The following is a 22,390-nucleotide window of genomic DNA, read 5'->3' as shown; positions in this document are numbered from 1 at the left end:
TACTTGTGCACCTTGCAGGCCCTTGCGCCCGAGGCCACTCGGGAGTCACGCAGGAAACAGCCAACCCGGGTGCCACGGCGTCACCCCACGATATCCGCGGCGAACTCCGTAAAACCCTACAAGGCTACGCAAAGAACACCTAAGCCGGGGTGAAACCGGCCGGTGTCAGCCGCTCGTCGTGCCGTGCTCGGCGCAGCGCGCGGACCAGCCGCCGGGGGTCACCTGCACCACCATCCGGCGGCGGCAGCGGGAACAGTATCGGGGCGGCTCCATCACACGGGCCGCCACGCACCCGGCGTGGTCGGCCTCGCCCTCCGGGCGCCCGCAGTGGTCGCAGTACGGGGTCACGGGACCAGACCCTATGCTGACGCGCATGACGATCGCTCCCGGTCTGCAGGCACGACTTCTCATCATGGTGGAAAGGGAGGACACCGCGACGAAGATCGGCAGCGGTGACGTCCCGGTGCTGGCCACCCCCCGCGTGCTCGCCCTCGCCGAGCGGGCCACCGTCCAGGCGATCGCGGGCGCCCTGGAGCCGGGCCAGACCTCCGTGGGCACCCGGGTCTTCCTGGAGCACCTGGAGGCGAGCCCGGTCGGCACGCACGTCGAGATCGCCGTCGAGCTCACCGAGGTCGACGGGCGCCGCCTGGTCTTCGGCTTCACCGCCCGCGACCGGAAGGCCGTCGTCGCCTCCGGGACGATCGAGCGCGTCGTCGTCGACCGCGAGCGCTTCCTCGCCCGGCTCGTCCGCGGCGGCGGCACTACTCGATGACGGCGATCAGGTCGCCCTCCTGGATGACGTCGCCCTCGGCGACCTTCAGCTCGGCGATCACGCCGTCGTCCTCGGCGAGGACCGGGATCTCCATCTTCATCGACTCGAGGATGACCAGGGTGTCGCCGTCCGCGACGGGGTCCCCTTCGGCCACGAGGATCTTCCAGACGTTCGCCACCATCTCGGCGCGGATCTCGGCCACCGGAAACTCCCATCGTTCGACGTTCCTCAACTGTGCCAGACAGAGCTGATCATGTCCGCATACGGACCGTCTGCTCCGTGTCGCAGGCGCCGCCGACGAACTCCGGTAGCTCCGGCCGCTCCGGAACCTCGGCGTGGAACGGCGGGTCGCTCTTCGGTCCACCGCGAGGAGACCCGCTGAGAGCACGGAGAGAGGTGCGCGAGGCCTAGAGCCGGTGAATCGGGGCCAGCCTGTCGATCACCCGGGCCATCGCCTCGACGACCGTCGGGTCGTACTCCCGCCCCACGCCGAGCCGGAGCCGCTCCAGCGCGGCACCCGCGCGGTCGCGGTCGCTGGAACCACCCACGAGGTCGTCGTAGGCGTTGGCCGCCTTGATGATGCGGCTGGCCATCGGGGGTAGCTCCGCGCAGGTGTCGCACTGGCGCCGGACGATCTCGGCCACCCGGTCGAGCACCCCGGTCTGCTTGATCACCTCCGCGCCCAGCTCGGCGATGCGCCGCGCCTGCTCGGGGTCGGTGAGGACCGTGGCGCCGCCGGGAATGGGATCGCGCAACGACAATTGGCCGATGTCGTGCATGAGCGCGGCGTACTCCAGCTCCAGCAGCTCGGGCTCCGCCGTGCCGAGCTCCCGGCCGACCGCCACCGACAGGCGGCTCACCCTGCGGGAGTGGCCGGGCTCGACGTATCCGCCGACCTCGGTGACCCGCGCGAGCGCCCGTACGGTCTGCAGGTAGGTGGCCCTGATCCCGGCGTACTTGCGGAAGGCGACCTGGGTGACCAGCAGCGGGGCGGCGAAGACCAGCAGCGCGGTCATGCCCATGCTGTGCGAGGCGAGCGCGAGCAGGATGCCCGAGGCGGCGACGGCGGCTCCCAGCGGCGCGGCCATCCACAGCTCGTCGTGGATGGCCACCCTGAGGGCGGCACGCACCTGCTCGGCCCGGAGCACGGCGGCCAGCAGCACGTCGACCATCACCGTGAGCAGGATGAACAGGGCCATCACCCCGAGCGCGGGCCACCAGCCGCTCTCCCCCTCCCTGGCCATGTCGAACAACGGCCCGGCCAGCGGCCGGTAGGCCAGCGCGAGCAGGGCACCGGTGAAGAGCCTGCGGGCCATCCCGTCCAGCTGGGGCGGGCGGCCCACCGCGAGGTGCGGCAGCGCCCCCGCGACCATGCCGACCGCCAGCACCGCGACGACCTGCAGCGCCGAATGCCCCGCGGGCTCGTCGCCCACGTCCAGCAGGAGCGTGTAACCGAGCGCGGCCGCCGCGCCGATCGGCGCCACCTCCCTGTTGCCGGGCATGGTGAGCCTGGCCAGCTCCCCGATCGCGATCAGCGCGCCGAAGGCGACGGCGACCTGGGGGTCGAGCAGGCCGGTCGCGGCCGTGTGGGCCACCCCGGCCACCGCGAGGAGCCCCGCCGCGCAGATCAGCAGGAGCTGGCCCGAGTCGAGCGTCTGGAAAACCCGGTTGGCACCGGAGCCGTTCATCGCTCGGACACCACCTGGATGGGCACGGTCGGGTCGTCGTGGTCCTTGGCGGTGGTCTCCGACACGTCGACCGGGGGCGCGACGACCGTGCGCGGCGGCTCCCAGCCGTCACGCTCGACGGCCTTGACGAACGCGACCACCATCACCGGGTCGAACTGGGTGCCGGCGCCCTTGCGCAGCTCGGTCATCGCCACCTCGCGCGAGCGGGCGTTGCGGTAGGAGCGGTCGGAGGTCATCGAGTCGAAGGCGTCGGCCACCGCGATGATCCTGGCGAACTCCGGGATCTCGTCGCCTGCCAGCCCCATGGGGTAACCCTTGCCGTCCTGCCGCTCGTGGTGGTGCATGATCCCGGCGAACGCCTCGTCGAGGAAGTCGATGCCGCGCACGATCTCCAGCCCGCGCATCGGGTGGAGCTGGATCGCCGCGTACTCCTCCTCGCTGAGCGGGCCGTCCTTCTGCAGCACCTTGGTCGGCACGCCCAGCTTGCCGACGTCGTGGAGCATCCCGGCGTAGCGGATCGCGCGCAGCCGCTCGGACCCCATGCCGATCTCCTCGGCGATCATGCCCGCGGCCAGGGAGACGCGGGTGCAGTGGCCGCGCGTGTAGTAGTCCTTGGTCTCCACGGCCTGGCAGAGCGCGGCGATCGTCGCGTCGTAGGAGCGCTGCTGCGCGAGGTACTGGCCGAAGGCCCAGCGGGCCACGAAGAGCGGGAGCAGCACGAGCACCGCGGAGATCGAGCTGACCGTGGCCCACAGCCCGGCGATCAGCAGCCCGAAGGTGGCGTAGCCGAAGTAGGAGACCATGAACTGCGCGACGCCCCGCAGCGGCACCTGGTCGGCCTGGCCGGTGAGCTTCAACACGATCGCGATCAGGACGAAGTTGAGGGGCACGAAGACGGCCGCCGCCCCCGCGAACGGCACGATGATGCCGTCGAACCCGTCGATGGTCGGCACCCCGGACCTGCCGCCGAGCACCACGTAGACCCGGCCCGCGACGTAGCCGCAGATGGCGAACTGGGCGCTGTTGAACAGCCGCTTCACCAGCGGCAGGCCCGGCCGCACGCTGAACATCGCCGTCATGCCGACCAGCGCCGCCCCCTCGGGGCCGAGCAGCACCACCGCGGCGAGCACGGCGGAGAAGCTGACCGACACCGCCGCCTGCCGGACGTGCAGCAGGGTGGGCACCGACTCGCACACCAGGAACAGCAGGGCCAGCACCATGAGGTTGGACCAGTCGAGCGGATCCAGCCGGCCGTCCTCGGCCACGTTGTATCCGAGCAGCGCGAACGCGGCTCCGATGACCAGGATCAGATAGACCTTGGCAAACCACGGCAGTCCACGCAAAGCGGCCACCCTAGTGTTACTCAAAAGGGCGCGTGCTCAGGTCCAGGAGATCCCAGGAAAGACCGGGGTGACCGTTTCCTTTAACATGCGCTGCCTCCACGTCGATTTCGCACCCAGGCTATCGAAGCGAACCTGCCCGGGAGGGCGAGACGACCAATCGCAAGCAAAGCGTAACCAAGCAATCACCGGCCGCCATCGGCGCCCGACGCCTCGGAGTCACCGGACCCCCCGGAGCCACTCGGCCTCCCGGAGCCGCCTGACGCCCCGGGGACACTCGACCTCCCGGGACCACTCGACATCCCGAAGTCACCCGACGCCCCGGAGCCACCGGACACTCCGGAGCCGCCCGGCGTCACAGGCTCGCTAGCCTGGTCCTCGCCCAGTCGACGGTGCTCTTCAGCCCGACGGCCAGCTCCGTCTGGGGCCGCCAGCCGATCCCCTCCAGCGCGGGGACCGGGTCGACGGCCATCGCGGGGAGGTCGCCCAGCCGGGTCGGGGCCTGGCCCGGCTCGTCGGGCACGCCCGCCGCCTCCGCGACCAGGGAGTGCAGCCTCCGGTCGGTGGTCTGGACGCCGGTGCCCAGGTTGAACCGGCCGCCGCCGCCCTCGGTGCCGCAGGCACGGGCGAAACCGTCGACCACGTCGTCGACGAAGATGTAGTCGCGGGTCTGGTCGCCGGCGCCGTACACCACCGTGGGGGTGCCGTTGAGCAGCGCGTCGGTGAAGATGGCGACCACCCCCGCCTCGCCGTCGGGCGACTGGCGCGGGCCGTAGACGTTGGAGAGCACCAGCGTGGTGTAGTCGATGCCGTGCAGCGCCTTGAACGTGGCCAGGTAGGTCTCCGCGCTCAGCTTGGAGGCGGCGTACGGGGAACGCGGGTCGGTCGCCGCGCCGCCGGGGACCGGGATCACCGCCGGCCTGCCGTACACCGCGACCGAGGAGGCGAAGACGACCTTGCGGGTGCCTCCGTGGTGGGCGGCCTGCAGGACCGACGCGGTGCCCTCGACGTTGAGCCGGGCGTCGTGGACCGGGTCGGCCACGCTCTTGCGCACGCTGATCTGCGCGGCGAGGTGGCAGACGACCTCGGGTCTCCACTCGGCGGCGAGGCCGATCAGGGCCGGGTCGCGGACGTCCATCACGTGCAGGGCGAACAGCGGGCTCTCCGCGGCGCGGACCAGGTTGTCCCGGTCGCCGCCCGACAGGTCGTCCACGACCGCGACCTCGTGCCCGTCGGCCAGCAGCCGGTCGACGAGGGTGGATCCGATGAATCCCGCCCCGCCGGTCACGAGTATGCGCATGGTGAACCCCCATCGTCGTATGGCCAAGGCCGTACGAGAGATCCTAGGAGGTCAGCGGGCCAGTTCGGAGCGCACCTGGTCGATACGGCCGAGGACCTTGGCCCGCAGGTCGGCCGAGACCTGGTCACAGCCGCAGTGCTTGGCGACGAGCTGCTTGACGACCTGCTCCAGGCCGTACTCCTCCAGGCAGGGGTGACACTCGTCCAGGTGCTCGCGGATGTCGGCGCAGTTGCTCTCGTCGAGCTCGCCGTCCAGGTAGGTGTAGACCTTGTCCAGGACCTCGCGGCAGTCGGTGTCGTGGTGGTTGCCGCAGCTCATGCGATCACCCAGCCCCAGGAGCCCGTGCCGGCGGGCTCGTCGTTCCTGTCTCGCTCGCTCACTTCGCACCTTCCGCGGGAACCAGGCCACGCTCGCGGGCGTAGTCCTCGAGTTGGGTCCGCAGCTGGCGACGGCCACGGTGCAGCCGCGACATCACGGTCCCGATGGGGGTCCCCATGATGTCGGCGATCTCCTTGTACGGGAAGCCCTCGACGTCGGCGAGGTAGACCGCGATGCGGAACTCCTCGGGAAGCGCGGCCAGCGCCCGCTTCACGTCGGTGTCGGGGAGGTGCTCGAGCGCCTCGATCTCCGCCGACTTCAGCCCGGCCGAGGTGTGCGACTCGGCCCTGGCCAGCTGCCAGTCCTCGATCTCCTCGGCGCCCGACTGCTTGGGCTCCCGCTGCTTCTTGCGGTAACTGTTGATGAAAGTGTTCGTCAGGATCCGGTAAAGCCAGGCCTTGAGGTTCGTGCCTTGCTGGAACTGGTGGAAGGACGCGAAGGCCTTCGCGAAGGTCTCCTGAAGAAGGTCCTCGGCGTCCGCGGGGTTCCGGGTCATCCGAAGCGCGGCGGAGTAGAGCTGGTCGAGATAGGGCATGACATCCCGCTCGAACCGTGTGCTCCGCTGCTCCAGAGTCTCCTCGTCTGTCGCAGGGACCGGACCCACCCCCTTAAGATCGCCGGAGTCCTGCTGACGCGGGACACCGTACTGAGCGGAGAATACCCGCTCATCAGGGAAGGACCGATCACCGGGGCGGGTGACGGGTTCGATCAAGGCGAGCATCTGCTTGCCAACCTCCGAAAGGATCGTGCGTTGTCCGCTTGCAACACGCCCGCACCGCCATCTGTTCCCGCAAGATAGAAGGTGACGAACGACCCGGTACGGGGAAAAAGAAGGTACGTACCGGTAGGTAGTTGAAAGACCACCGGATCCTCCCGACGCCAGGAGCTGCTTGTGCTGCCCATCCCGGCCGAAGAGCTGAACGGCTCAGGTGCGCTCGGGCCGTACTGGACCTTTTACCACGCGGTCGTGGCCGAGCAACTGGGCCGATGGCTGCCGGAAACGCCGTCCACCGTCCTCGACATGTCCTGCGGCGACGGCCGCTGGGCCGTCCAGGCGGCGAAGGCGGGACACCGGGTGATCGAGGTGGTCGACTTCCGCAGGCCCACGAACGGCCTGCCGCTGCACGACATCTCCAGGGTGAGCCAGGTACGCGCCGACGACCTGCGTTTCCTGCCCGACCGCAGCGTGGACGCCGTGCTCGCCGAGGAGCGCGCGATGTCGGTGGAGCTCATGGCCGAATCCGCGATCGGCGACGTCGCCCGGGTCCTGCGTCCCGGCGGCCGGGCACTGGTCTGCGTCGACTCCCTGGTGCTGGGGATGGCGATCCTCGCGGAGCAGAACTACTGGGCCCACCTGCGCCAGACCGGCGAGGTCATGCTCGTGCCCTGGCCCGACGGCAGCATCACCCGGTGCTTCAGCAGCGCCCAGCTCCGCGAGCTGCTCACCGACGCCGGGCTGGAGGTCGAGTGGATACGGCCCCGCACGGTGCTGTCCCCCTCGACGGTCGACCACGTGCTCGCCTCCGACTCCCGGGCGCTCGCCTGGCTGGTCAACACGGAGCTGGACACCCACCCGGACGACGACGACACGGTGGGCATCCACCTGGTGGCCAGCGCCCGTCGCCCCTGAGACGCGGGCCTTCTTGGCCGGGTTGGGCACTCGCGGCGCGGGCCCCGGCCGGGCGACACTCGCGGCTCGGGCTCCGGCTCGGCTCGGGCTCCGGCCGGGCCGGGCACTCATGGCTCGGGCTCCGGCCAGGACGGCGCTCGCGGCGCGGCCCGGGGTCAGCGCCTGCGCTCGCGCCTGGACTGGCAGGGCACGCAGCGGGCCGCCTCGGGCCGCGCCTCCAGCCTGCTCTCGGGGACCGGCGCGCCACAGTCGGCGCAGAGGCCGTAGCCTCCCTCGTCCATCCGCCTGAGCGCCTCCAGCACCGAGCGGCGGTGCCGGACGGCGACCTCCAGCAGGGCCCGGTTGCGGTCGGAGTCGGTCAGGTCGGAGCCCCCGTCGGCCGGGGACCGATCCCTTTCCCGTACGGCGGGGGAGTCCCCGCGAAGCACTCCGATGGACCGGTCGAGTTCGGCGAGCATGCTCTTCAGGCGCTCGCGCGCGGTCGCGACATCCACGAATCCGCACCTCCGGGAAGCCGGGGCGGCCTGTGAGGGGATCCCCGACGCTCCCGTCAGGCGCAAAAAAAGGGGGGCTCTGTGACGGCGACCTCGCGACCTCGTCACCGCGCCGACACGCCACTCCGCCACGAGGCACCGCTTTCCTCACCGGATGCCCACTCGGTGGAAGTTTTACACCGGATCAACCGTCGCTTTGGGACCGGATCCCCGCTCCTTCAAAAGCCGGTGCCTCGAAAACCGGTCTCTCAGAAGCCGGTCCCCCGAAAAGCCGGTGCCTCGAAAGCCGGTGCTCCGAGAAGCCGGTGCTTCACAAGAGCGTCCGGCCGTCACCCTCGCCCTACTCCTACTTCTCTTCTTTCTTGATCGGCTCGACGAGCTCCGGGCTGTTGTTGCGCACCGAGTTGACGGCGGTGGAGACCGGGTGGATCTCCAGCCCGGTGGAGCCCGCCGGGATCAGGAACCCCTTCGCGTCGGGCGTCCCGGGGTCGAGCCACTCGCCCCAGCGGTCGCGCTCGATCAGCATCGGCATCCGGTCGTGGACCTTGCCCGCCTCGTCCACCGCGTCGGTCGTGATGATCGTGCAGGTCACCAGCCAGGAGAGCGGGTCGTCGTCGTCCCGGCCCCGGTCCCGCCAGAACTCGTACAGCCCCGCCATCGCCATCACGCCGCCGTCGGCGGGGCGGACGAAGTAGGGCTGCTTCTTCGGCTTGCCCTTGGCGTCCTTCTCGTCCAGCACGGCCCACTCGTAGTAGCCGTCGGCCGGGATCAGGCACCTGCGCTCGGCGAACGCCTTGCGGTAGGCGGGCTTCTCCGCCACCGTCTCCACCCGCGCGTTGATCATCTTCGAGCCGATGGACGGGTCCTTCGCCCAGGCCGGGACCAGCCCCCAGCGAACCACGCGGAGCTGCCTGACCGGCCCGCCGTCCGGCTCGGACTTCGGCACCCGGCTCATCACCGCGTACACCGGTTTCGTGGGCGCGACGTTGTAGTCGGGCTTGAGTTCGTCGTCGGCCGCTCCGTCGAGCTCGACCTGGAACTCCTCCAGTAACTCCTGCTTGCCTCGCGCAGACGCATATCTTCCGCACATATCTCCACTTTCCCACGCCACGACCCGTCAGGGAGTCTCCGCCCCCCGTTTCCCGATCTCGCCGCGCACCACCGGCGGTGCCGCCGGGCGTCGCGGTGACGACGCTTTTACCCGGCTCACCCGGATCCTCACCTCATGGATCACGCGAACCCGTCCGTGCCCGTCCGTACCGGGGCACTGATGGGCACGGACAGCACGGACAGGCGGCGCGGCGCGGGCACCGGTAGGCTTTTGACCATGTCCGCTCCGCTGTGGCCCGCGCCGACCGCGACCGAACCCGTCCGCGCGACCGTCCCCCTCCCCGGGTCGAAGTCCGTGACCAACCGCGCGCTGCTGCTCGCCGCACTGGCCGACGGACCCGGCACGGTACGCCTGGCGCTGCGCAGCCGCGACGCCGACCTGATGGCGGACGCCCTGCGGGCGCTGGGCGCGACGATGGTCCCCTCCAACGAGAGCGCCTCCGGCGTCGACTGGGCGATCACGCCCGGCCCCGTCACCGGCGGGGCCCGCATCGACGTGGGGCTCGCGGGCACGGTCATGCGCTTCGTGCCGCCGATGGCGGCGCTGGCCAGGGGCGAGGTCTTCTTCGACGGCGACCCGCACGCCCGCAAGCGCCCGATGGGCCCGATCCTGCGCGCGCTGCGCGCCCTCGGCGCCGAGGTGACGGGCGACGCGCTGCCGTTCACCGTGCGGGGACCGCTGACCGGCGGCGAGGTCAGGCTCGACGCGTCCGGCTCGTCGCAGTTCCTCTCCGGCCTGCTGCTGGCCGCGGCGCGCTTCGAGAAGGGCGTGACGGTGCGTCACGAGGGCCCGCCGATCCCCTCGCAGCCGCACATCCGGATGACGGTCCAGATGCTCCGCGAGTTCGGCGTCGTGGTGGACGACTCCGAACCCGACGTCTGGCGGGTCGAGCCCGGCCCCATCGGGGCGAGGGACTTCACGGTGGAGCCCGACCTGTCCAACGCGGCGCCCTTCCTGTGCGCCGCCATGGTGACCGGCGGCACGGTCACCATCCCCGACTGGCCCGCGCGGACGACCCAGCCGGGCGACCAGCTCCGTACGCTGCTCGCCGGAATGGGCGCCTCGGTGGAGCACACCCCCGAGGGGCTGGCGGTCACCGGCACCGGGCGGATCACCGGCATCGAGGCGGACCTGCGCGACGTCGCCGAGCTGACCCCGACGATCGCCGCGCTGGCCGCCCTCGCGAGCTCCCCCAGCAGGATCGGCGGCGTCGCCCACATCCGCGGGCACGAGACCGACCGGCTCGCCGCCCTGGTCGCCGAGATCAACGGCCTCGGCGGCGACGCGAACGAGACCGAGGACGGCCTGGAGATCAGGCCCCGCCCGCTCACCGGCGGGGTGTTCCACTCCTACGCCGACCACCGGATGGCCACCGCCGGAGCGGTGATCGGGCTGGCCGTGCCCGGCGTCGAGGTGGAGGACATCGCCACCACGGGTAAGACCCTTCCCGAGTTCGCCTCCATGTGGGCGGACATGCTGCGCGGCGCGCGGTGAGGGACGACCGGCGGATCCCGCGCCCCTTCCCGGGGACACCGGGCCGGACAAGGCGGAGAAACTGAGAAAGCGCGAGTACGACGAGGACGACGTCAGGGTCAGGCCGGGGAAGGGATCCCGGCCCCGGACCCGGATCCGTCCTGCCCACGAGGACGCGATCCCGGGGTTCGTGGTCGCCGTCGACCGCGGGCGCTACACCTGCCTGGTCGAGTCGGCGGGCGAGAAGGGCCGCCGCCGCAAGAAGGACCACGCGGAGGGCGCCGCGATGAGCGGCAGGGTCGTGGTCGCCATGAAGGCGCGCGAGCTGGGCCGCAAGGGCATCGTGGTCGGCGACCGGGTCGCACTGGTGGGCGACGTCTCCGGCATGGCCGACACGCTGGCCCGCGTCGTGCGGGTGGAGCCCCGCACCTCCATGCTCCGCCGTTCCGCGGACGACACCGACAACACCGACGGCATCGAGCGTCCCGTGGTCGCCAACGCCGACCAGCTCGTCATCGTGACGGCCCTCGCCGACCCGCCGCCCCGGCCCCGCATGATCGACCGGATGCTCGTCGCGGCCTTCGACGCCGACATCGACCCGCTGCTCTGCCTCACCAAGTCCGACCTCGCCTCGCCCGACGAGCTGGTCTCGCTGTACGACCCCCTCGGGGTGCCGTACGTGGTGGTCCAGAAGGGGGGTGGCCTGGAGGAGGTGCGCGAGCGGCTGAAGGGCCGGATCAGCGTGCTCGTCGGCCATTCCGGAGTGGGCAAGTCGACGCTGGTCAACGCCCTGGTGCCGGACGCCAACCGGGCCGTCTCGCACGTGAACGCGGTGACCGGCCGGGGTCGTCACACCTCCACGTCGGCCGTCGCCTTGGAGCTGCCGGAGGGCGGCTGGATCATCGACACCCCCGGGGTGCGCAGCTTCGGGCTGGCCCACGTGGAGGTGGAGACGGTCCTGGCGGGCTTCCCCGACCTGATCGAGGGCACCGTCCAGTGCCCGAAGGGCTGCAACCACCTCTCCGAGGAGTGCGCCCTGGACGCCTGGGTGGCGGCCGGACACGCCGACCCGGCCCGGCTGGCCTCCCTGCGCCGGCTGCTCGCCAGCCGCGAGGGCGCCTCCGACGACGACCAGTCCTGAGGACGTGCCGGGTCGGCACGACGTCGACGGTTCGGCACGACTTCAGAGGCCCGGCATGACGTCAGAGGCTCGACACGACGTCAGAAGCTCGACACAACGTCGACGGGTCGACACGAAGTCACAGGCTCGGCATAACGTCGACGGTTCGGCATGACGTCAGAAGCTCGGCATGACGTCAGAGGCTCGGCATGACGTCAGCCGATCAACCGGAAGGCCCAGGCGACGGTCATCTCGGACACGAGGGTGCCGTCGGCGGTCCTGATCTCGACGGTGACGTCGAACTCGGGGCGCTCTCCCGCGTCCAGCGTGGCCACGACCTCCTCGCGGGACGCCCGGAGACGGGCCTCCGCGACGACCTCCCCCCTCGCGAGCTTGAGGTAGCGGATCGCCGCGCTCTTGGCCAGCGGGGTGGCCCGTGACAGCTGGTCGCCGAAGGTGGAGAGCATCGCCGCACCGGAGGCCGTCTCCGCGACGCTGAACAGGACTCCGGCGTGCGGGCCTCCCACGTGGTTGTGCAGCTCGGCCCGGTCGGCCATCCGGGCGACGGCGAAGCCCGGCTCCACCTTGTCGAACGAGATGCCCAGCGTCCTCGCGAACGGGACGCTCTGCAGCATGAAGTCACCCACGTCAAAGGTCATACCGGAATGCTACTCGCGAGTAACACCGCTGCCAACGGATGTTTCACGCGGTATCCGAGCCTGGTGGGACGCGACACGATTGCTCCGCTTACTCCCCGATCTCCGCCGTTCGGCCGCCGACGCGATACCGTTGGCCCCCGTGACGGGTTACAACGACGATCTTCGCCTCGCGCACGTCATGGCCGACGCCGCCGACGATCTGACCATGCGCAGGTTCAAGTCCATGGACCTGCGGGTGGAGACCAAGCCCGACCTCACACCGGTGAGCGACGCCGACCAGGCCGCCGAGAAGGCGATCCGCGGCGCGCTCGGCCGGGCCAGGCCACGTGACGCCGTCATCGGCGAGGAGTTCGGCGCGAGCGGCCACGGCGACCGCTCGTGGATCATCGACCCGATCGACGGCACCAAGAACTACGTGCGCGGAGTGCCCGTCTGGGCCACGCTCATCGCCCTGATGGACCAGGGCCGCGTCGTCGTGGGCCTGGTCTCCGCGCCCGCCCTCGGCCGCCGCTGGTGGGCCGCCCGCGACAGCGGCGCCTGGACCGGCAAGAGCCTCACCAAGGCCACGCGGTGCCAGGTCTCCTCCGTCACCAACCTCGACGACGCCTCGTTCTCCTACTCCAGCATCGGCGGCTGGGAGGAGGCCGGGAAGCTCGACGCGTTCCTCGACCTGAACCGCTCCGTCTGGCGCAGCCGCGCCTACGGCGACTTCTGGTCGCACATGCTGGTCGCCGAGGGCGCGGTCGACGTGTCGGCGGAGCCCGAGCTCTCCCCCTGGGACATCGCGGCGCTGACCGTGATCGTCGAGGAGGCGGGCGGCATCTGGACCGACCTGTCGGGTGTCCCCGACGTCGACGGCGGCAGCCTGCTGTGCAGCAACGGCCCCCTGCACGGCAAGGTCCTCGAACGCCTCGGCAGCGGCCCGCTCACCCTCCCCGCCTGACACCCCAGCGGCCCGCTCACTCTCCCCACCTGCCCCCGCGGACCGCTCCCCTTCCTCGCCTGCCTCCGCGCGGATTTGCGCACCCCCAACGGCGGCTCACCCCGCACGGACCGCCACACCCCACACGGCGGTCACCCACACGGCGGTCACCCACACAGCGCCCTCACTCCACGCCCTCACTCCACGCGAAAGCCCGTCACCCGCCCCACCCCGCCAAGCGGTCACCCACCTTGCCCGGCGGCCTTCGAAGGGCCCGCCCCCTCCCCCGTCCGGGCGACCTCCACGTGCCGTCCCGTCCGGGGCCGCGCCGGAGATCCGACGCGGCCCCCTCCTCGTTACACTCCGCCAGATGTCGGGAAGATGAACACATCGGCACGCCAACGCGGACGGCGGCCGGACACGGGAACGTTCCGGCGTGAGGCTCCCGCACCGGGCCACGCCCGGACCAGCGGATCTCCAAGGCCCTGCCCAGCGGGCCTGCCGGACCGGAAACCGGGCGTGAAATCCCGTCGACGTCCAGGTATTCACATCCGTGGGCCTACCTCTTCCGGCCCCGGTCATGGCTCGTTTCATTTCCGTTCACTTTGCCCCACTTTTATCGAGGCATCGAGAACAGATCTCACTACGGAGAAGGAACATACCGTGACCAGTGGACAGCGCCGCCTCAGCGCGGTGGCGACGGCCGCGCTCGTCGTATCGCTCGCGGCCGCTTGTGGCGGCGACGCCAAGCCCAACGCTGACGGCAGCACCACCGCCGCCAGCCCGTCCTCCGCCGAGGCGGGCGCCGGCGCGGCCCTGAGCGGCGAGATCAAGATCGACGGTTCCAGCACCGTGGCCCCCCTCACCCAGGCCGCCTCCGAGCTCTTCGGCGAGGAGCAGCCGCAGGTGAAGGTGCCGGTCGGCACCTCGGGCACCGGTGGCGGCTTCGAGAAGTTCTGCGCCGGCGAGACCGACATCTCGAACGCCTCCCGCGCCATCAAGGACGAGGAGAAGGCGGCCTGCGACGCCAAGGGCATCAAGTTCACCGAGCTCACGGTGGCCGTCGACGCGCTGACCGTCGTGGTTCCCAAGGAGAACGACTGGGCCACCTGCCTCACCACCGACCAGCTCAAGAAGATGTGGGAGCCGGCGGCCGAGGGCAAGGTCAAGACCTGGAAGGACGTCGACGCCAAGTTCCCGGCCGAGGAGCTCAAGCTCTACGGCCCCGGCACCGACTCCGGCACCTTCGACTACTTCACCGACGAGATCAACGGTGAGGAGGGCGCCAGCCGCAAGGACTACAGCCCGAGCGAGAACGACAACGACATCGTCACCGGCGTCGAGGGCGCCAAGGGCGGCCTGGGCTACTTCGGCTTCACCTACTTCGAGGAGAACGCCGACAAGCTGAAGGCCCTGGAGATCGACTCCGGCAGCGGCTGCGTGGCCCCGAGCGTCGAGGCCGCCCAGGCCGGCAAGTACACCCCGCTCGCCCGCCCGCTGTTCGTCTACCCCTCCACCTCCGCGGTGAAGCGGCCCGAGGTCGCGGCCTTCCTCGACTACTACGCGGCCAACATCAACGCGATCGCCAAGGACGCGAAGTTCATCCCGCTCAACCCCGAGCAGGAGGCCAAGCTCAAGGCTGACATCACCACGCTGAAGAGCGCCGGCTGATGTCGGCTCAGCACCGCACGACCGTTCCAGGGGCCCCGGGGTCCCTGGCGCGGTCGCGCCCGCGTTACGGCGAGTTCATCGTCAAGGCCGTTCTCCTGACCGCGGCGATGGTTTCGGTGGTGACCACGGTCGGCATCGTCATCGCGCTCCTGGAACCGACCGTCGAGTTCTTCGGCACGGTGAGCCTCGGGGAGTTCTTCGGCTCCACCAACTGGGGCCCGCTGTTCAACCCGCCGTCGTTCGGCGTGTGGCCGCTCCTCGTCGCGACGCTGGAGATCACGCTCATCGCCGTCGTGGTCGCCGTACCGCTCGGCCTGGCCGCCGCGATCTACCTGTCGGAGTACGCCTCCCGCAGGACCCGCAAGATCTTCAAGCCGGTCCTGGAGGTCCTCGCGGGCGTCCCCACGGTGGTCTTCGGCTTCTTCGCCCTCACCTTCGTCACCCCGCTGCTGAGGGACGTCTTCCCCTTCCTCGACCTGGACGGCAAGAACGCGCTCGCCGCGGGCCTCCTGGTCGGCGTGATGATCATCCCGATCGTCGCGTCGCTGTCGGAGGACTCGATGGCCGCGGTGCCCAACGGCCTGCGCGAGGGCTCGTACGCCCTCGGCGCCTCCAAGATGCTCACCTCGGTGCGCGTCGTCGTCCCCGCCGCGTTCTCCGGCATCGTCGCCGCCATCATCCTGGCGATCTCCCGGGCCGCGGGCGAGACGATGATCGTCGCGATCGCCGGCGGGTTCAAGTCCGTCTTCACGCTCTACCCGGGCAACGAGATGGCCACGATGGCGGCCTTCATCGCCCAGGCCGGCTCCGGTGACGCCTCGGTCGGTTCGATCGCCTACAAGACCATCTTCGCGGTGGGGTCCCTGCTCTTCGTGATCACCTTCGCGATGAACTACCTCAGCGCCCGCATGGTCCAGAAGTATCGCGAGGTCTACGACTGATGGCCATCCTCTCCACCCCCCGCTCGGCCGTGCAGCTGGCGAGCAAGGGACGCCCCCTCAAGGAACACCTCTTCCGCATCGCGCTGCTGGCCAGCCTCGCGATCGCCCTTCTGTTCCTGGCCATGCTGCTGGTCTACGTCGTCGAGGAGGGGTGGCCCCGGCTCAACTCGATGCTGTGGGAGAACCAGCCCTCGATCCGCCGCCCGGAGACCTCCGGCATCCAGTCGGGCATCTTCGGCACCCTGTGGATCATCGCGCTGACCGCGATCATGGCCCTGCCCACCGGCATCCTCGCGGCGATCTACCTTGAGGAGTACGCCGACAGGACCAAGTGGTACAACAAGCTGCTTGAGCTGAACATCTCCAACCTGGCGGCCGTTCCCTCGATCGTCTACGGCATCCTCGGCCTGGGCATCATCGCCCGCTGGATGCAGTTCGGCTTCACCGTGATGACCGGCGCGGTCACCATCTCGCTGCTCGTCCTCCCCATCGTGATCATCTCCGCCCGCGAGGCCATCCGCGCGGTGCCGCCGTCGATCCGCGAGGGCTCGCTGGCGCTGGGCGCGACCCAGTGGCAGACCATCTACCGCCAGGTACTCCCGGCGTCGATCCCGGGCATCGCGACGGGCTCGATCCTGGCCCTCTCGCGGGCGATCGGCGAGGCCGCCCCGTTCCTGATGCTCGGCGCCGCGACGCTGGTCCGGTTCAACCCCGAGGGTGTCTGGAGCAGCTTCACCGTCCTGCCGCTGCAGATCTACAGCTTCATCAGCCGCCCCCAGGAAGAGTTCGCCATCCTCGCCGCCGCGGCGATCGTGATCCTGCTGGCGATCCTGCTCCTGATGAACTCCGTCGCCATCTGGCTCCGTAACCGCTATCAGAAGCGCTGGTGAGGTAAGAAATGTCCGAGATTGGAATTTCCGTGCCGAACGTGAACGTGCGCGGCCCCGAGGTCCCCCGCACCATCGAAGCCCTCGACCCGGTCTTCACCGTCTCCAACCTCAGCGTCTTCTACGGCGACTACGAGGCGGTGCGCGGGGTCAACCTGACCATCGGCAACCGCGAGATCACGGCCATGATCGGCCCGTCCGGCTGCGGCAAGAGCACCGTGCTCCGCTGCTTCAACCGGATGAACGACCTCATCCCCGGCGCCCGCGCGGCCGGCGAGATCCTGTACCACGACGAGAACCTCTACGGCGACCACGTGGACCCGATCGAGGTCCGCCGCCGCATCGGCATGGTCTTCCAGAAGCCGAACCCCTTCCCCAAGTCGATCTACGACAACATCGCCTACGGTCCCCGGGTCAACGGGATCAAGGGCAACATGGACGGGATCGTCGAGGAGGCGCTGACCAAGGCGGCGCTCTGGGACGAGGTCAAGGACAAGCTCAAGCAGAACGCGCTCTCCCTGTCCGGCGGGCAGCAGCAGCGCCTGTGCATCGCGCGGGCGATCGCGGTGAAGCCCGACGTCATCCTGATGGACGAGCCCTGCTCGGCCCTGGACCCGATCGCGACCACCAAGATCGAAGACCTGATGCAGGAGCTGACGCGCGACTACACGATCGTCATCGTCACCCACAACATGCAGCAGGCCGCCCGCGTCTCGGACCGCACCGCCTTCTTCACCGCCGAAGTGGACGAGGCCGGCGTGCGGCACGGCCGCCTGGTGGAGTTCGACGAGACCAGCCGTATCTTCACCAACCCCACCGACAAGCGGACCGAGGATTACATCACCGGCCGCTTCGGCTAACCCATATTGGAGGATCCGGGTGATCCAGCCGCAGACGGCACCAGAGGTGGACGGGGACACACGAACGGCGCCCATGCTGCTGGTGGCCGATCCGGAGGTGGCCATGGTCCATGACCTGGCCGCGGTCCTGGAAGCCGAAGGGGTGCAGGTCATGGGCGTCACCGACGGCGCCCAGGCCCTGCTGCAGGCGGGCGCGCTCCGCCCCGACGTCGTTCTCGTCAGCGCCTCGCTGCCGGTCATAGGGGCGGTGGAGTTCGTCCGCGCGGTACGGCTGACGCGGGCGATCCCCGTCCTGCTGGGCGTGGGCGAGGGTCATGCCCAGCAGGCCGTGGAGGCGCTGACGGCCGGAGCCACCGCGTGCGTGGCCCGGCCGTACCGGGTTCCCGAGCTGCTGCCGCTGATCCACGCGGCGTTCACCGGCGAGGCCGGGACCCGCAGGGCACTCGTGGTCGGCCCGGTGGAGCTCGACGTCAACGCCTACCAGGTCAGGGTCGGCGGCAGGGTCGTCCACCTGCCGCTGCGCGAGTTCGAGCTGCTGCACTACCTGATGCGCAACGCGCACCGCACGGTGACGCGGGAGCAGATCATGCGGCATGTCTGGAACTCCACCGACACGACCTCGACCAACACCATCGCGGTGCACGTCAAACGTCTCCGGGCCCGCCTGGGCGACACCGACGACCAGCTGATCCAGACCGTACGAGGGGTGGGCTACCGGCTGGTCGACAGGACGGCGTGACCCGTACGCGCTCCCGCGTTCAGCGCTCCCCGCGGGACGCGCGTTTTCGCGATTCCACGACCGTGCAGGCGGTCCAGCCCGCTCACCCCCCAGCCTGCCCGGCCCGCTCAGCCCGCGGTCGCCTCGCAGCCGCGTTCGCCCCTGAAGGCGTTCATGAGGCGCTCGGTCACGCCCTCGATCCTGGCGATGCCGGTCTCCATGCTCGGGCTGTCCTCGGTGAGGACGGCCACCGCGTAGTCGTGCCCGTGCCCGCGGATCAGCCCGGCGCTGGCGACCGCCCAGCGCCCGTTCGCCACGTGCCGCAGCCAGCCGTTCTTCAGCGACACCTGGTCGTTCCCGCACGCCCCGGCGCTGATCCCCCACTTCTGCTCGGGGGCCACCCTCTCCATCAGCCCGAGTATCCTGCGGCGTTCCGGGGGCGCCAGCGGGCTCTCACCGGTGGCCAGCGCCTTGACCAGCCGGATCTGGTCCTCGGCGGTGGTCTGCGCGATGCTCCAGCAGTACAGGTCCACGCACCGCCTGCCGGGAGTGTAGGTGCGCTTGAGGCCGAACCTGCGGTTGGCACTGGCCAGGCCGGGCTCCAGCCCGATCCGCTCGTACAGCCGGTCGGCCGCGTCGTTGTCGCTGAAGCGGATCATGTTCTTCGCGTCGGACCTGGCCCGCTCGCCGAGCTCGCTCCACCGCGTGCCGAGCAGCAGCGCCGTCAGGATGCTCACCTTGGAGGTGTTGGCCGACGGCAGCTGCAGGGTGTGGTGGTAGTTGTAGCGCCGGCCGGTGCCCAGGTCGTACACCGAGGCGGCGGTCCGCCCGCCGTATTTCGCGAGAAACACGTCCAGGGTGCGCCCGAGCTCCTTGGGGAGGATCTTCGGGGAGTCGGCGGCCCGCGCCCGTCCGGGTGCCCGGGGTGCCCCGGCGCCGGGGAAGACAGGCGCCGGGACCTCCGGGACCACGGCCAGGAACGGCGCGGGAGGCGGAGTGCCGGACGTCGGGCCGATCGGTGCCGCCTGCCGCTCGGGGGACGAGGTCGGCATGCTCACCGGTGTCAGGCCCTGACACGTACTGCAGGCGGTGGCCTGCGCGGTGACCAGCAGGACGGCGGCCGCGGCCACCCGTTTCCTTGCCCTCATCGTCCACCCCAACCGTCTCCCCCATTACGTGACGATCGGGATATATCCCGCAACACATAACAATAAGACGATGAAGCGAAATCTAGTCTGAAACAGGGCGTGCGCTATAGAACATCCCGCCGAACCGATGCCCGGTCTTAGCGAACGTCCGCGATTAGCCGGGTGATGCTCTCGTCGTCGCAGGTCGCCCAGAAGTCCCCGACGACGTCCTCGAGGTGCTCCAGCGACTCCGCACGGAAGAGTACGTCCTGATATTTCGTGATGTCGTAGTGCGTGGTACCCATGGCGGCGATCTCCAGCGGACGGATGTCCATCCCCCGGAACTCCTCGATCTCCCCGTACGAGGACAGGATTCCCGCGCCGTACGCCCGCAACTCGCCCTGGTCCGTCATCACCCCGAACTCCATGGTGAACCAGAAGATCTTCGAGATGAACTCCAGCGCCTCCTTGCCCTCGACCCGCCGGGCCGCCTGCCCCGCCAGGCGGTAGAGGCGCGAGTAGCGGTCGGAGGCCAGCGCGTTGGCGTGGCCGATCACCTCGTGGATCACGTCGGGCTCCGGCGTGTACAGCGGCGTGGAGTGGTGCCGGATGTACTGCGTGGAGTGGAAGAGCCCGTCCGCCAGAACACCGTAGAAATCCCTGAGCGGCACCAGCCCGGCGGCCGGGACGTAACGGAACCCGGTCAGCGGCTCCAGCAGCTCACTGACCTCCTGCAGCTGCGGGATGCGCTCGGCGGGCAGCCCGAGCCGCTCGGTCGCGTGCAGGTACTCGGCGGTCGCGTACTTGTGGTGCTTCAGGCCGAGCTCCCGGCTGACCAGGGCCCACACCTCGTGCTCCTGGCCGGTGTACTCGGCCGTCGGGATCGGCGTACCGGGCACGTACCCCACCGCGAGCGCGGCGATCGCGTTGCGGCGCGCACGGTAGACCGGGTCGGCGAAACCGGGGTGACCGGCGCCGAGCTCGACCTCGATCGAGCCGTCGTCACGCGTCGCCACCGGTGCGAAGTACTGTGCTTCCTCGAACATAGATGAAATGACAGCAATATCCGGAAACGTTGGCAAGAGCAGCCAGTTCCACTGAGCGATCCGCACAGAAACGTACGGTGACACCTCGTCTATGCTGGTCGAATCGCCCAATCTGACGGGATCGTGGGGAGATGTCGATCGACGAGCTGGACGGCCGCCTCCTGGTCACCATGCGCGCCAACCCGCGCATCGGCCTGACCGAGCTGGCCCGCCTGCTCGGCGTGGCCCGCGGCACCGTACAGGCCCGCGTCGAGAAGCTCATCGCCCGCGGCGTCATCGCCGACTTCGGTCCCACCGTGACCCCCGAGGGCGCCGGATACCCGATCCTCGCCTTCGTCTCCCTGCAGATCGCCCAGGGCCGCCTGGACGAGGCTGTACGGGCCCTGGAGTCCCTCCCCGAGATCCTGGAGGTGTACGGCACCAGCGGCCAGGCCGACCTGCTCTGCCGCGTTGTGGCCCGCAGCACCCCCGACCTCCAGGAGATCATCGCCCGCATCCTCGCCTCCCCCGCGGTCCAGCGGACGGACACCACGATCGCCCTCTCGATCCAGATCCCCTACCGGATAGAGCCCCTCCTCCGCGCCGCCTCCAACGCCTGACCCCGGGGATCGCACGCGTAGCCGGTGGAGCAGACGGTTCTCGTAGCGGGTGGGGCGAATCCCACGAGCGGGTCACCTAACCCTCTTCAAGCAGATCCCCCACACAGCTGCTCACGGATGAGTCATCAGTGCCTCTCAGGCGCCCGGAGACCGGCGAAGACGATCGCCAGCGTGCGACGCCGCAGGTCGTCGTCCCAGCCCGCTTGGAGCGCCCCCTGGCAGATGCCGGTGAGCAGAGCGATCACCTCGTCGAGCCGGACGTCCTCGCGGACCGCACCGGCCTCCTGGGAGCGAACGAGGAGCGCCTCGATCCCCTCGCGCAGCATCCGCACCGAACTCGCGACCTGAAGGTCGACCCCCGTCTCGGCCAGGAGACCGACGACGGTCCTCTTCCGCGCCGCCTGCTCGACCATGCGGTCGATGAAGGTGAACAGCGCCTCCCCGGGAGCGTCGTCGGCCGCGAGCTCGGCCATCTCCCCATCCAGCCTGCCCAGGAGGCCCTTCATGATGGCCTGCAACAAGGCTTGCTTGGTCGGAAAGTGCTTGAAGACCGTGCCGATGGCCACCCCCGCACGGGCGGCGACCTCCTCGGTCGACGCCGAGGGGCCTTTTTCGGCGAAGACGGCCTCCGCGGCGGCGAGGATGCGCTCCCGGTTGCGCTGGGCGTCCGCCCGCAACGGCTTGGCGCTCCCAGGACCGCCCGTCCCGCCCGATGAAGAGTTCACGGAGGTCATTCCCATCGTGTTCCGTACCCCTGAAACGGCCGCGCGGTGTATCCGCACGCGAGAGACGACGGTGCGCGAGCCATGGCGTTGACAAAGTGAGTCTCCACTCACGATTATAAAGTTGAGTTTCCACTCATCTTAGTGCTCGTCACGAAGGGGATCCACCATGCCCGAATCCACCGTCACCCCCGGCCCTCGCGAGATCTTCGAACGCGTGCGGCGGCACTGGCTCGAGAACCTCGGCGGCTTCGGCGGCGAACTGGCCGAGGACGCCGTCATCGAGGTCCCCTTCGCCCCACCGGGCCGGGCCAGGAGACACGAGGGAAAGGACGCCTTCCTGCTCTTCGCCGGCCCCGAACAGGCCGCCTTCGCCCAGCGGTTCGCCCTGGACGAGGTCCGCGACTTGGTCATCCACGAGACCGCCGACCCCGAGGTCATCGTCGTCGAGTACGAACTCGCCGGAAGGGTCCTCGCCACCGGCCAACGGGCTTCCTCCCCCTTCATCGGGGTCCTCCGGGTCCGAGACGGAAAGATCGTCAACTGGCGGGAATACCAGAACACCCTGGCCATGATCGAGATCATGGGACAGCCGGAACAAACCTGACGAACGCTTCCGAAAGACCGTTGAAAGACCACTGAAAGGCCACCGGAAAGGCCCGGCAAGCCCTGAAGAGCACGGCGACCATGGCGCCAAAGGTTCCCGGAAGCCGTTCTCCGGAACAGGCAGGAAAGCCCGGCAAAAGGCGCCCGAAGGACCGGAACAGGGGCCGGGAGAACAGCACGGGAAAAGACCCCCGGAAAGCACGAAGGCCCCCACCGAAACGGTGGGGGCCCTCATGAACGATTGTCCGGCGGTGACCTACTCTCCCACACCGTCCCCGGTGCAGTACCATCGGCGCTGAAGAGCTTAACTTCCGGGTTCGGAATGT

The 22,390-nt window shown here is 69.8% G+C and carries 25 protein-coding genes and 1 rRNA gene; 12 read left to right on the top strand and 14 right to left on the bottom strand.

What is annotated here, in order from left to right; genetic code table 11:
* Window positions 1-165: 165 nt before the first annotated feature.
* On the bottom strand, window positions 166-375 hold the full coding sequence (bsaP, locus tag ABT053_RS40480; protein ID WP_350976873.1) for a biotin synthase auxiliary protein BsaP: 210 nt from the start codon (window positions 373-375) through the stop codon (window positions 166-168).
* Here bsaP and ABT053_RS40475 point away from each other — a divergent pair.
* On the top strand, window positions 374-772 hold the full coding sequence (locus tag ABT053_RS40475) for a thioesterase family protein (protein WP_350976872.1): 399 nt from the start codon (window positions 374-376) through the stop codon (window positions 770-772). The genes bsaP and ABT053_RS40475 overlap by 2 nt on opposite strands.
* Here ABT053_RS40475 and ABT053_RS40470 read toward each other — a convergent pair.
* The 6 genes from ABT053_RS40470 to ABT053_RS40445 form a co-directional block, all read right to left on the bottom strand.
* Window positions 762-974: a biotin/lipoyl-binding carrier protein gene (locus tag ABT053_RS40470; protein ID WP_350976870.1), complete on the bottom strand. Its 213-nt coding sequence runs from the start codon at window positions 972-974 to the stop codon at window positions 762-764. The two genes, ABT053_RS40475 and ABT053_RS40470, sit on opposite strands and share 11 nt — an antisense overlap.
* Before the next feature lie 205 nt (window positions 975-1,179).
* On the bottom strand, window positions 1,180-2,460 hold the full coding sequence (locus tag ABT053_RS40465) for an HD-GYP domain-containing protein (protein ID WP_350976868.1): 1,281 nt from the start codon (window positions 2,458-2,460) through the stop codon (window positions 1,180-1,182).
* Window positions 2,457-3,812: an HD-GYP domain-containing protein gene (locus ABT053_RS40460; protein WP_350976866.1), complete on the bottom strand. Its 1,356-nt coding sequence runs from the start codon at window positions 3,810-3,812 to the stop codon at window positions 2,457-2,459. Before ABT053_RS40460 ends, ABT053_RS40465 begins: the two co-directional genes overlap by 4 nt.
* A gap of 343 nt (window positions 3,813-4,155) precedes the next feature.
* A complete protein-coding gene (locus tag ABT053_RS40455; RefSeq protein ID WP_350976863.1) occupies window positions 4,156-5,100 on the bottom strand; it encodes an NAD-dependent epimerase/dehydratase family protein in 945 nt (314 codons plus the stop codon).
* A gap of 51 nt (window positions 5,101-5,151) precedes the next feature.
* Window positions 5,152-5,418, bottom strand: coding sequence for a mycothiol system anti-sigma-R factor (gene rsrA / locus ABT053_RS40450; protein WP_350976861.1), 267 nt, complete (start codon window positions 5,416-5,418; stop codon window positions 5,152-5,154).
* A 58-nt stretch (window positions 5,419-5,476) separates the two neighbouring features.
* Entirely contained in the window at window positions 5,477-6,082 is a 606-nt protein-coding gene (locus ABT053_RS40445; protein WP_350976859.1) for a sigma-70 family RNA polymerase sigma factor, read from the bottom strand.
* Window positions 6,083-6,370: 288 nt separating this feature from the next.
* Here ABT053_RS40445 and ABT053_RS40440 point away from each other — a divergent pair, with 288 nt between their 5' ends.
* The gene (locus tag ABT053_RS40440; RefSeq protein WP_350976856.1) at window positions 6,371-7,108 is read left to right on the top strand and encodes a class I SAM-dependent methyltransferase; all 738 of its coding nucleotides are present in this window, start codon (window positions 6,371-6,373) and stop codon (window positions 7,106-7,108) included.
* Between the two features lie 155 nt (window positions 7,109-7,263).
* On the opposite strand, the gene ABT053_RS40435 is transcribed toward ABT053_RS40440, so the two are convergent.
* Both ABT053_RS40435 and ABT053_RS40430 read right to left on the bottom strand, forming a co-directional pair.
* Entirely contained in the window at window positions 7,264-7,602 is a 339-nt protein-coding gene (locus ABT053_RS40435) for a TraR/DksA family transcriptional regulator (protein ID WP_350976854.1), read from the bottom strand.
* A 346-nt stretch (window positions 7,603-7,948) separates the two neighbouring features.
* On the bottom strand, window positions 7,949-8,692 hold the full coding sequence (locus tag ABT053_RS40430; RefSeq protein WP_350976853.1) for an SOS response-associated peptidase: 744 nt from the start codon (window positions 8,690-8,692) through the stop codon (window positions 7,949-7,951).
* Window positions 8,693-8,929: 237 nt separating this feature from the next.
* On the opposite strand from ABT053_RS40430, the gene aroA reads away from it, so the two are divergent.
* Together aroA and rsgA are read left to right on the top strand one after the other, a co-directional pair.
* Window positions 8,930-10,207 carry a 3-phosphoshikimate 1-carboxyvinyltransferase gene (gene aroA, locus ABT053_RS40425; protein ID WP_350976851.1) on the top strand — a complete coding sequence of 426 codons (1,278 nt, stop codon included), beginning with the start codon at window positions 8,930-8,932 and terminating at the stop codon, window positions 10,205-10,207.
* 61 nt (window positions 10,208-10,268) lie between these two features.
* Complete coding sequence (gene rsgA, locus ABT053_RS40420; RefSeq protein WP_350976936.1) at window positions 10,269-11,327, top strand: ribosome small subunit-dependent GTPase A; 1,059 nt, start codon at window positions 10,269-10,271, stop codon at window positions 11,325-11,327.
* A gap of 194 nt (window positions 11,328-11,521) precedes the next feature.
* Here rsgA and ABT053_RS40415 read toward each other — a convergent pair whose 3' ends face one another.
* Window positions 11,522-11,965: a DUF4442 domain-containing protein gene (locus ABT053_RS40415; protein ID WP_350976849.1), complete on the bottom strand. Its 444-nt coding sequence runs from the start codon at window positions 11,963-11,965 to the stop codon at window positions 11,522-11,524.
* Window positions 11,966-12,104: 139 nt separating this feature from the next.
* On the opposite strand from ABT053_RS40415, the gene hisN reads away from it, so the two are divergent.
* The 6 genes from hisN to ABT053_RS40385 all read left to right on the top strand — a co-directional run bounded on the left by hisN (window position 12,105) and on the right by ABT053_RS40385 (window position 17,985).
* The gene (gene hisN / locus ABT053_RS40410) at window positions 12,105-12,908 is read left to right on the top strand and encodes a histidinol-phosphatase (protein WP_350976846.1); all 804 of its coding nucleotides are present in this window, start codon (window positions 12,105-12,107) and stop codon (window positions 12,906-12,908) included.
* A gap of 642 nt (window positions 12,909-13,550) precedes the next feature.
* Window positions 13,551-14,558 carry a PstS family phosphate ABC transporter substrate-binding protein gene (locus tag ABT053_RS40405; RefSeq protein ID WP_350976844.1) on the top strand — a complete coding sequence of 336 codons (1,008 nt, stop codon included), beginning with the start codon at window positions 13,551-13,553 and terminating at the stop codon, window positions 14,556-14,558.
* Window positions 14,558-15,499 (top strand): phosphate ABC transporter permease subunit PstC, encoded by a 942-nt coding sequence (gene pstC, locus ABT053_RS40400; RefSeq protein WP_350976842.1) that lies wholly within the window; start codon window positions 14,558-14,560, stop codon window positions 15,497-15,499. The genes ABT053_RS40405 and pstC overlap by 1 nt, the downstream gene beginning before the upstream one ends.
* A complete protein-coding gene (gene pstA / locus ABT053_RS40395; RefSeq protein WP_350976839.1) occupies window positions 15,499-16,389 on the top strand; it encodes a phosphate ABC transporter permease PstA in 891 nt (296 codons plus the stop codon). Before pstC ends, pstA begins: the two co-directional genes overlap by 1 nt.
* Window positions 16,390-16,418: 29 nt before the next feature.
* Window positions 16,419-17,246 (top strand): phosphate ABC transporter ATP-binding protein PstB, encoded by an 828-nt coding sequence (gene pstB, locus ABT053_RS40390; RefSeq protein ID WP_502991968.1) that lies wholly within the window; start codon window positions 16,419-16,421, stop codon window positions 17,244-17,246.
* A 19-nt stretch (window positions 17,247-17,265) separates the two neighbouring features.
* Window positions 17,266-17,985: a response regulator transcription factor gene (locus ABT053_RS40385; protein WP_350976837.1), complete on the top strand. Its 720-nt coding sequence runs from the start codon at window positions 17,266-17,268 to the stop codon at window positions 17,983-17,985.
* A gap of 107 nt (window positions 17,986-18,092) precedes the next feature.
* Here ABT053_RS40385 and ABT053_RS40380 read toward each other — a convergent pair whose 3' ends face one another.
* Window positions 18,093-19,112, bottom strand: coding sequence for a serine hydrolase (locus ABT053_RS40380; protein ID WP_350976834.1), 1,020 nt, complete (start codon window positions 19,110-19,112; stop codon window positions 18,093-18,095).
* 137 nt (window positions 19,113-19,249) lie between these two features.
* Window positions 19,250-20,137 carry a phenylalanine 4-monooxygenase gene (locus ABT053_RS40375; RefSeq protein WP_350976831.1) on the bottom strand — a complete coding sequence of 296 codons (888 nt, stop codon included), beginning with the start codon at window positions 20,135-20,137 and terminating at the stop codon, window positions 19,250-19,252.
* Window positions 20,138-20,268: 131 nt separating this feature from the next.
* On the opposite strand from ABT053_RS40375, the gene ABT053_RS40370 reads away from it, so the two are divergent.
* Entirely contained in the window at window positions 20,269-20,736 is a 468-nt protein-coding gene (locus ABT053_RS40370; protein WP_350976829.1) for an Lrp/AsnC family transcriptional regulator, read from the top strand.
* Between the two features lie 125 nt (window positions 20,737-20,861).
* Here the strand turns inward: ABT053_RS40370 and ABT053_RS40365 are convergent, their stop codons facing one another.
* Window positions 20,862-21,470 (bottom strand): TetR/AcrR family transcriptional regulator, encoded by a 609-nt coding sequence (locus ABT053_RS40365; protein WP_350976826.1) that lies wholly within the window; start codon window positions 21,468-21,470, stop codon window positions 20,862-20,864.
* A 157-nt stretch (window positions 21,471-21,627) separates the two neighbouring features.
* Between ABT053_RS40365 and ABT053_RS40360 the strand changes: the two genes are divergently transcribed.
* Entirely contained in the window at window positions 21,628-22,065 is a 438-nt protein-coding gene (locus tag ABT053_RS40360; protein WP_350976825.1) for a nuclear transport factor 2 family protein, read from the top strand.
* A gap of 242 nt (window positions 22,066-22,307) precedes the next feature.
* On the opposite strand, the gene rrf is transcribed toward ABT053_RS40360, so the two are convergent.
* Window positions 22,308-22,390 (bottom strand): 5S ribosomal RNA (gene rrf / locus ABT053_RS40355); the annotation flags it as partial.

Source organism: Streptosporangium sp. NPDC002524 (assembly GCF_040295985.1).
In the GTDB taxonomy this organism is placed as follows: domain Bacteria; phylum Actinomycetota; class Actinomycetes; order Streptosporangiales; family Streptosporangiaceae; genus Streptosporangium.
This window is presented reverse-complemented; position numbering and strand designations above follow the sequence as displayed.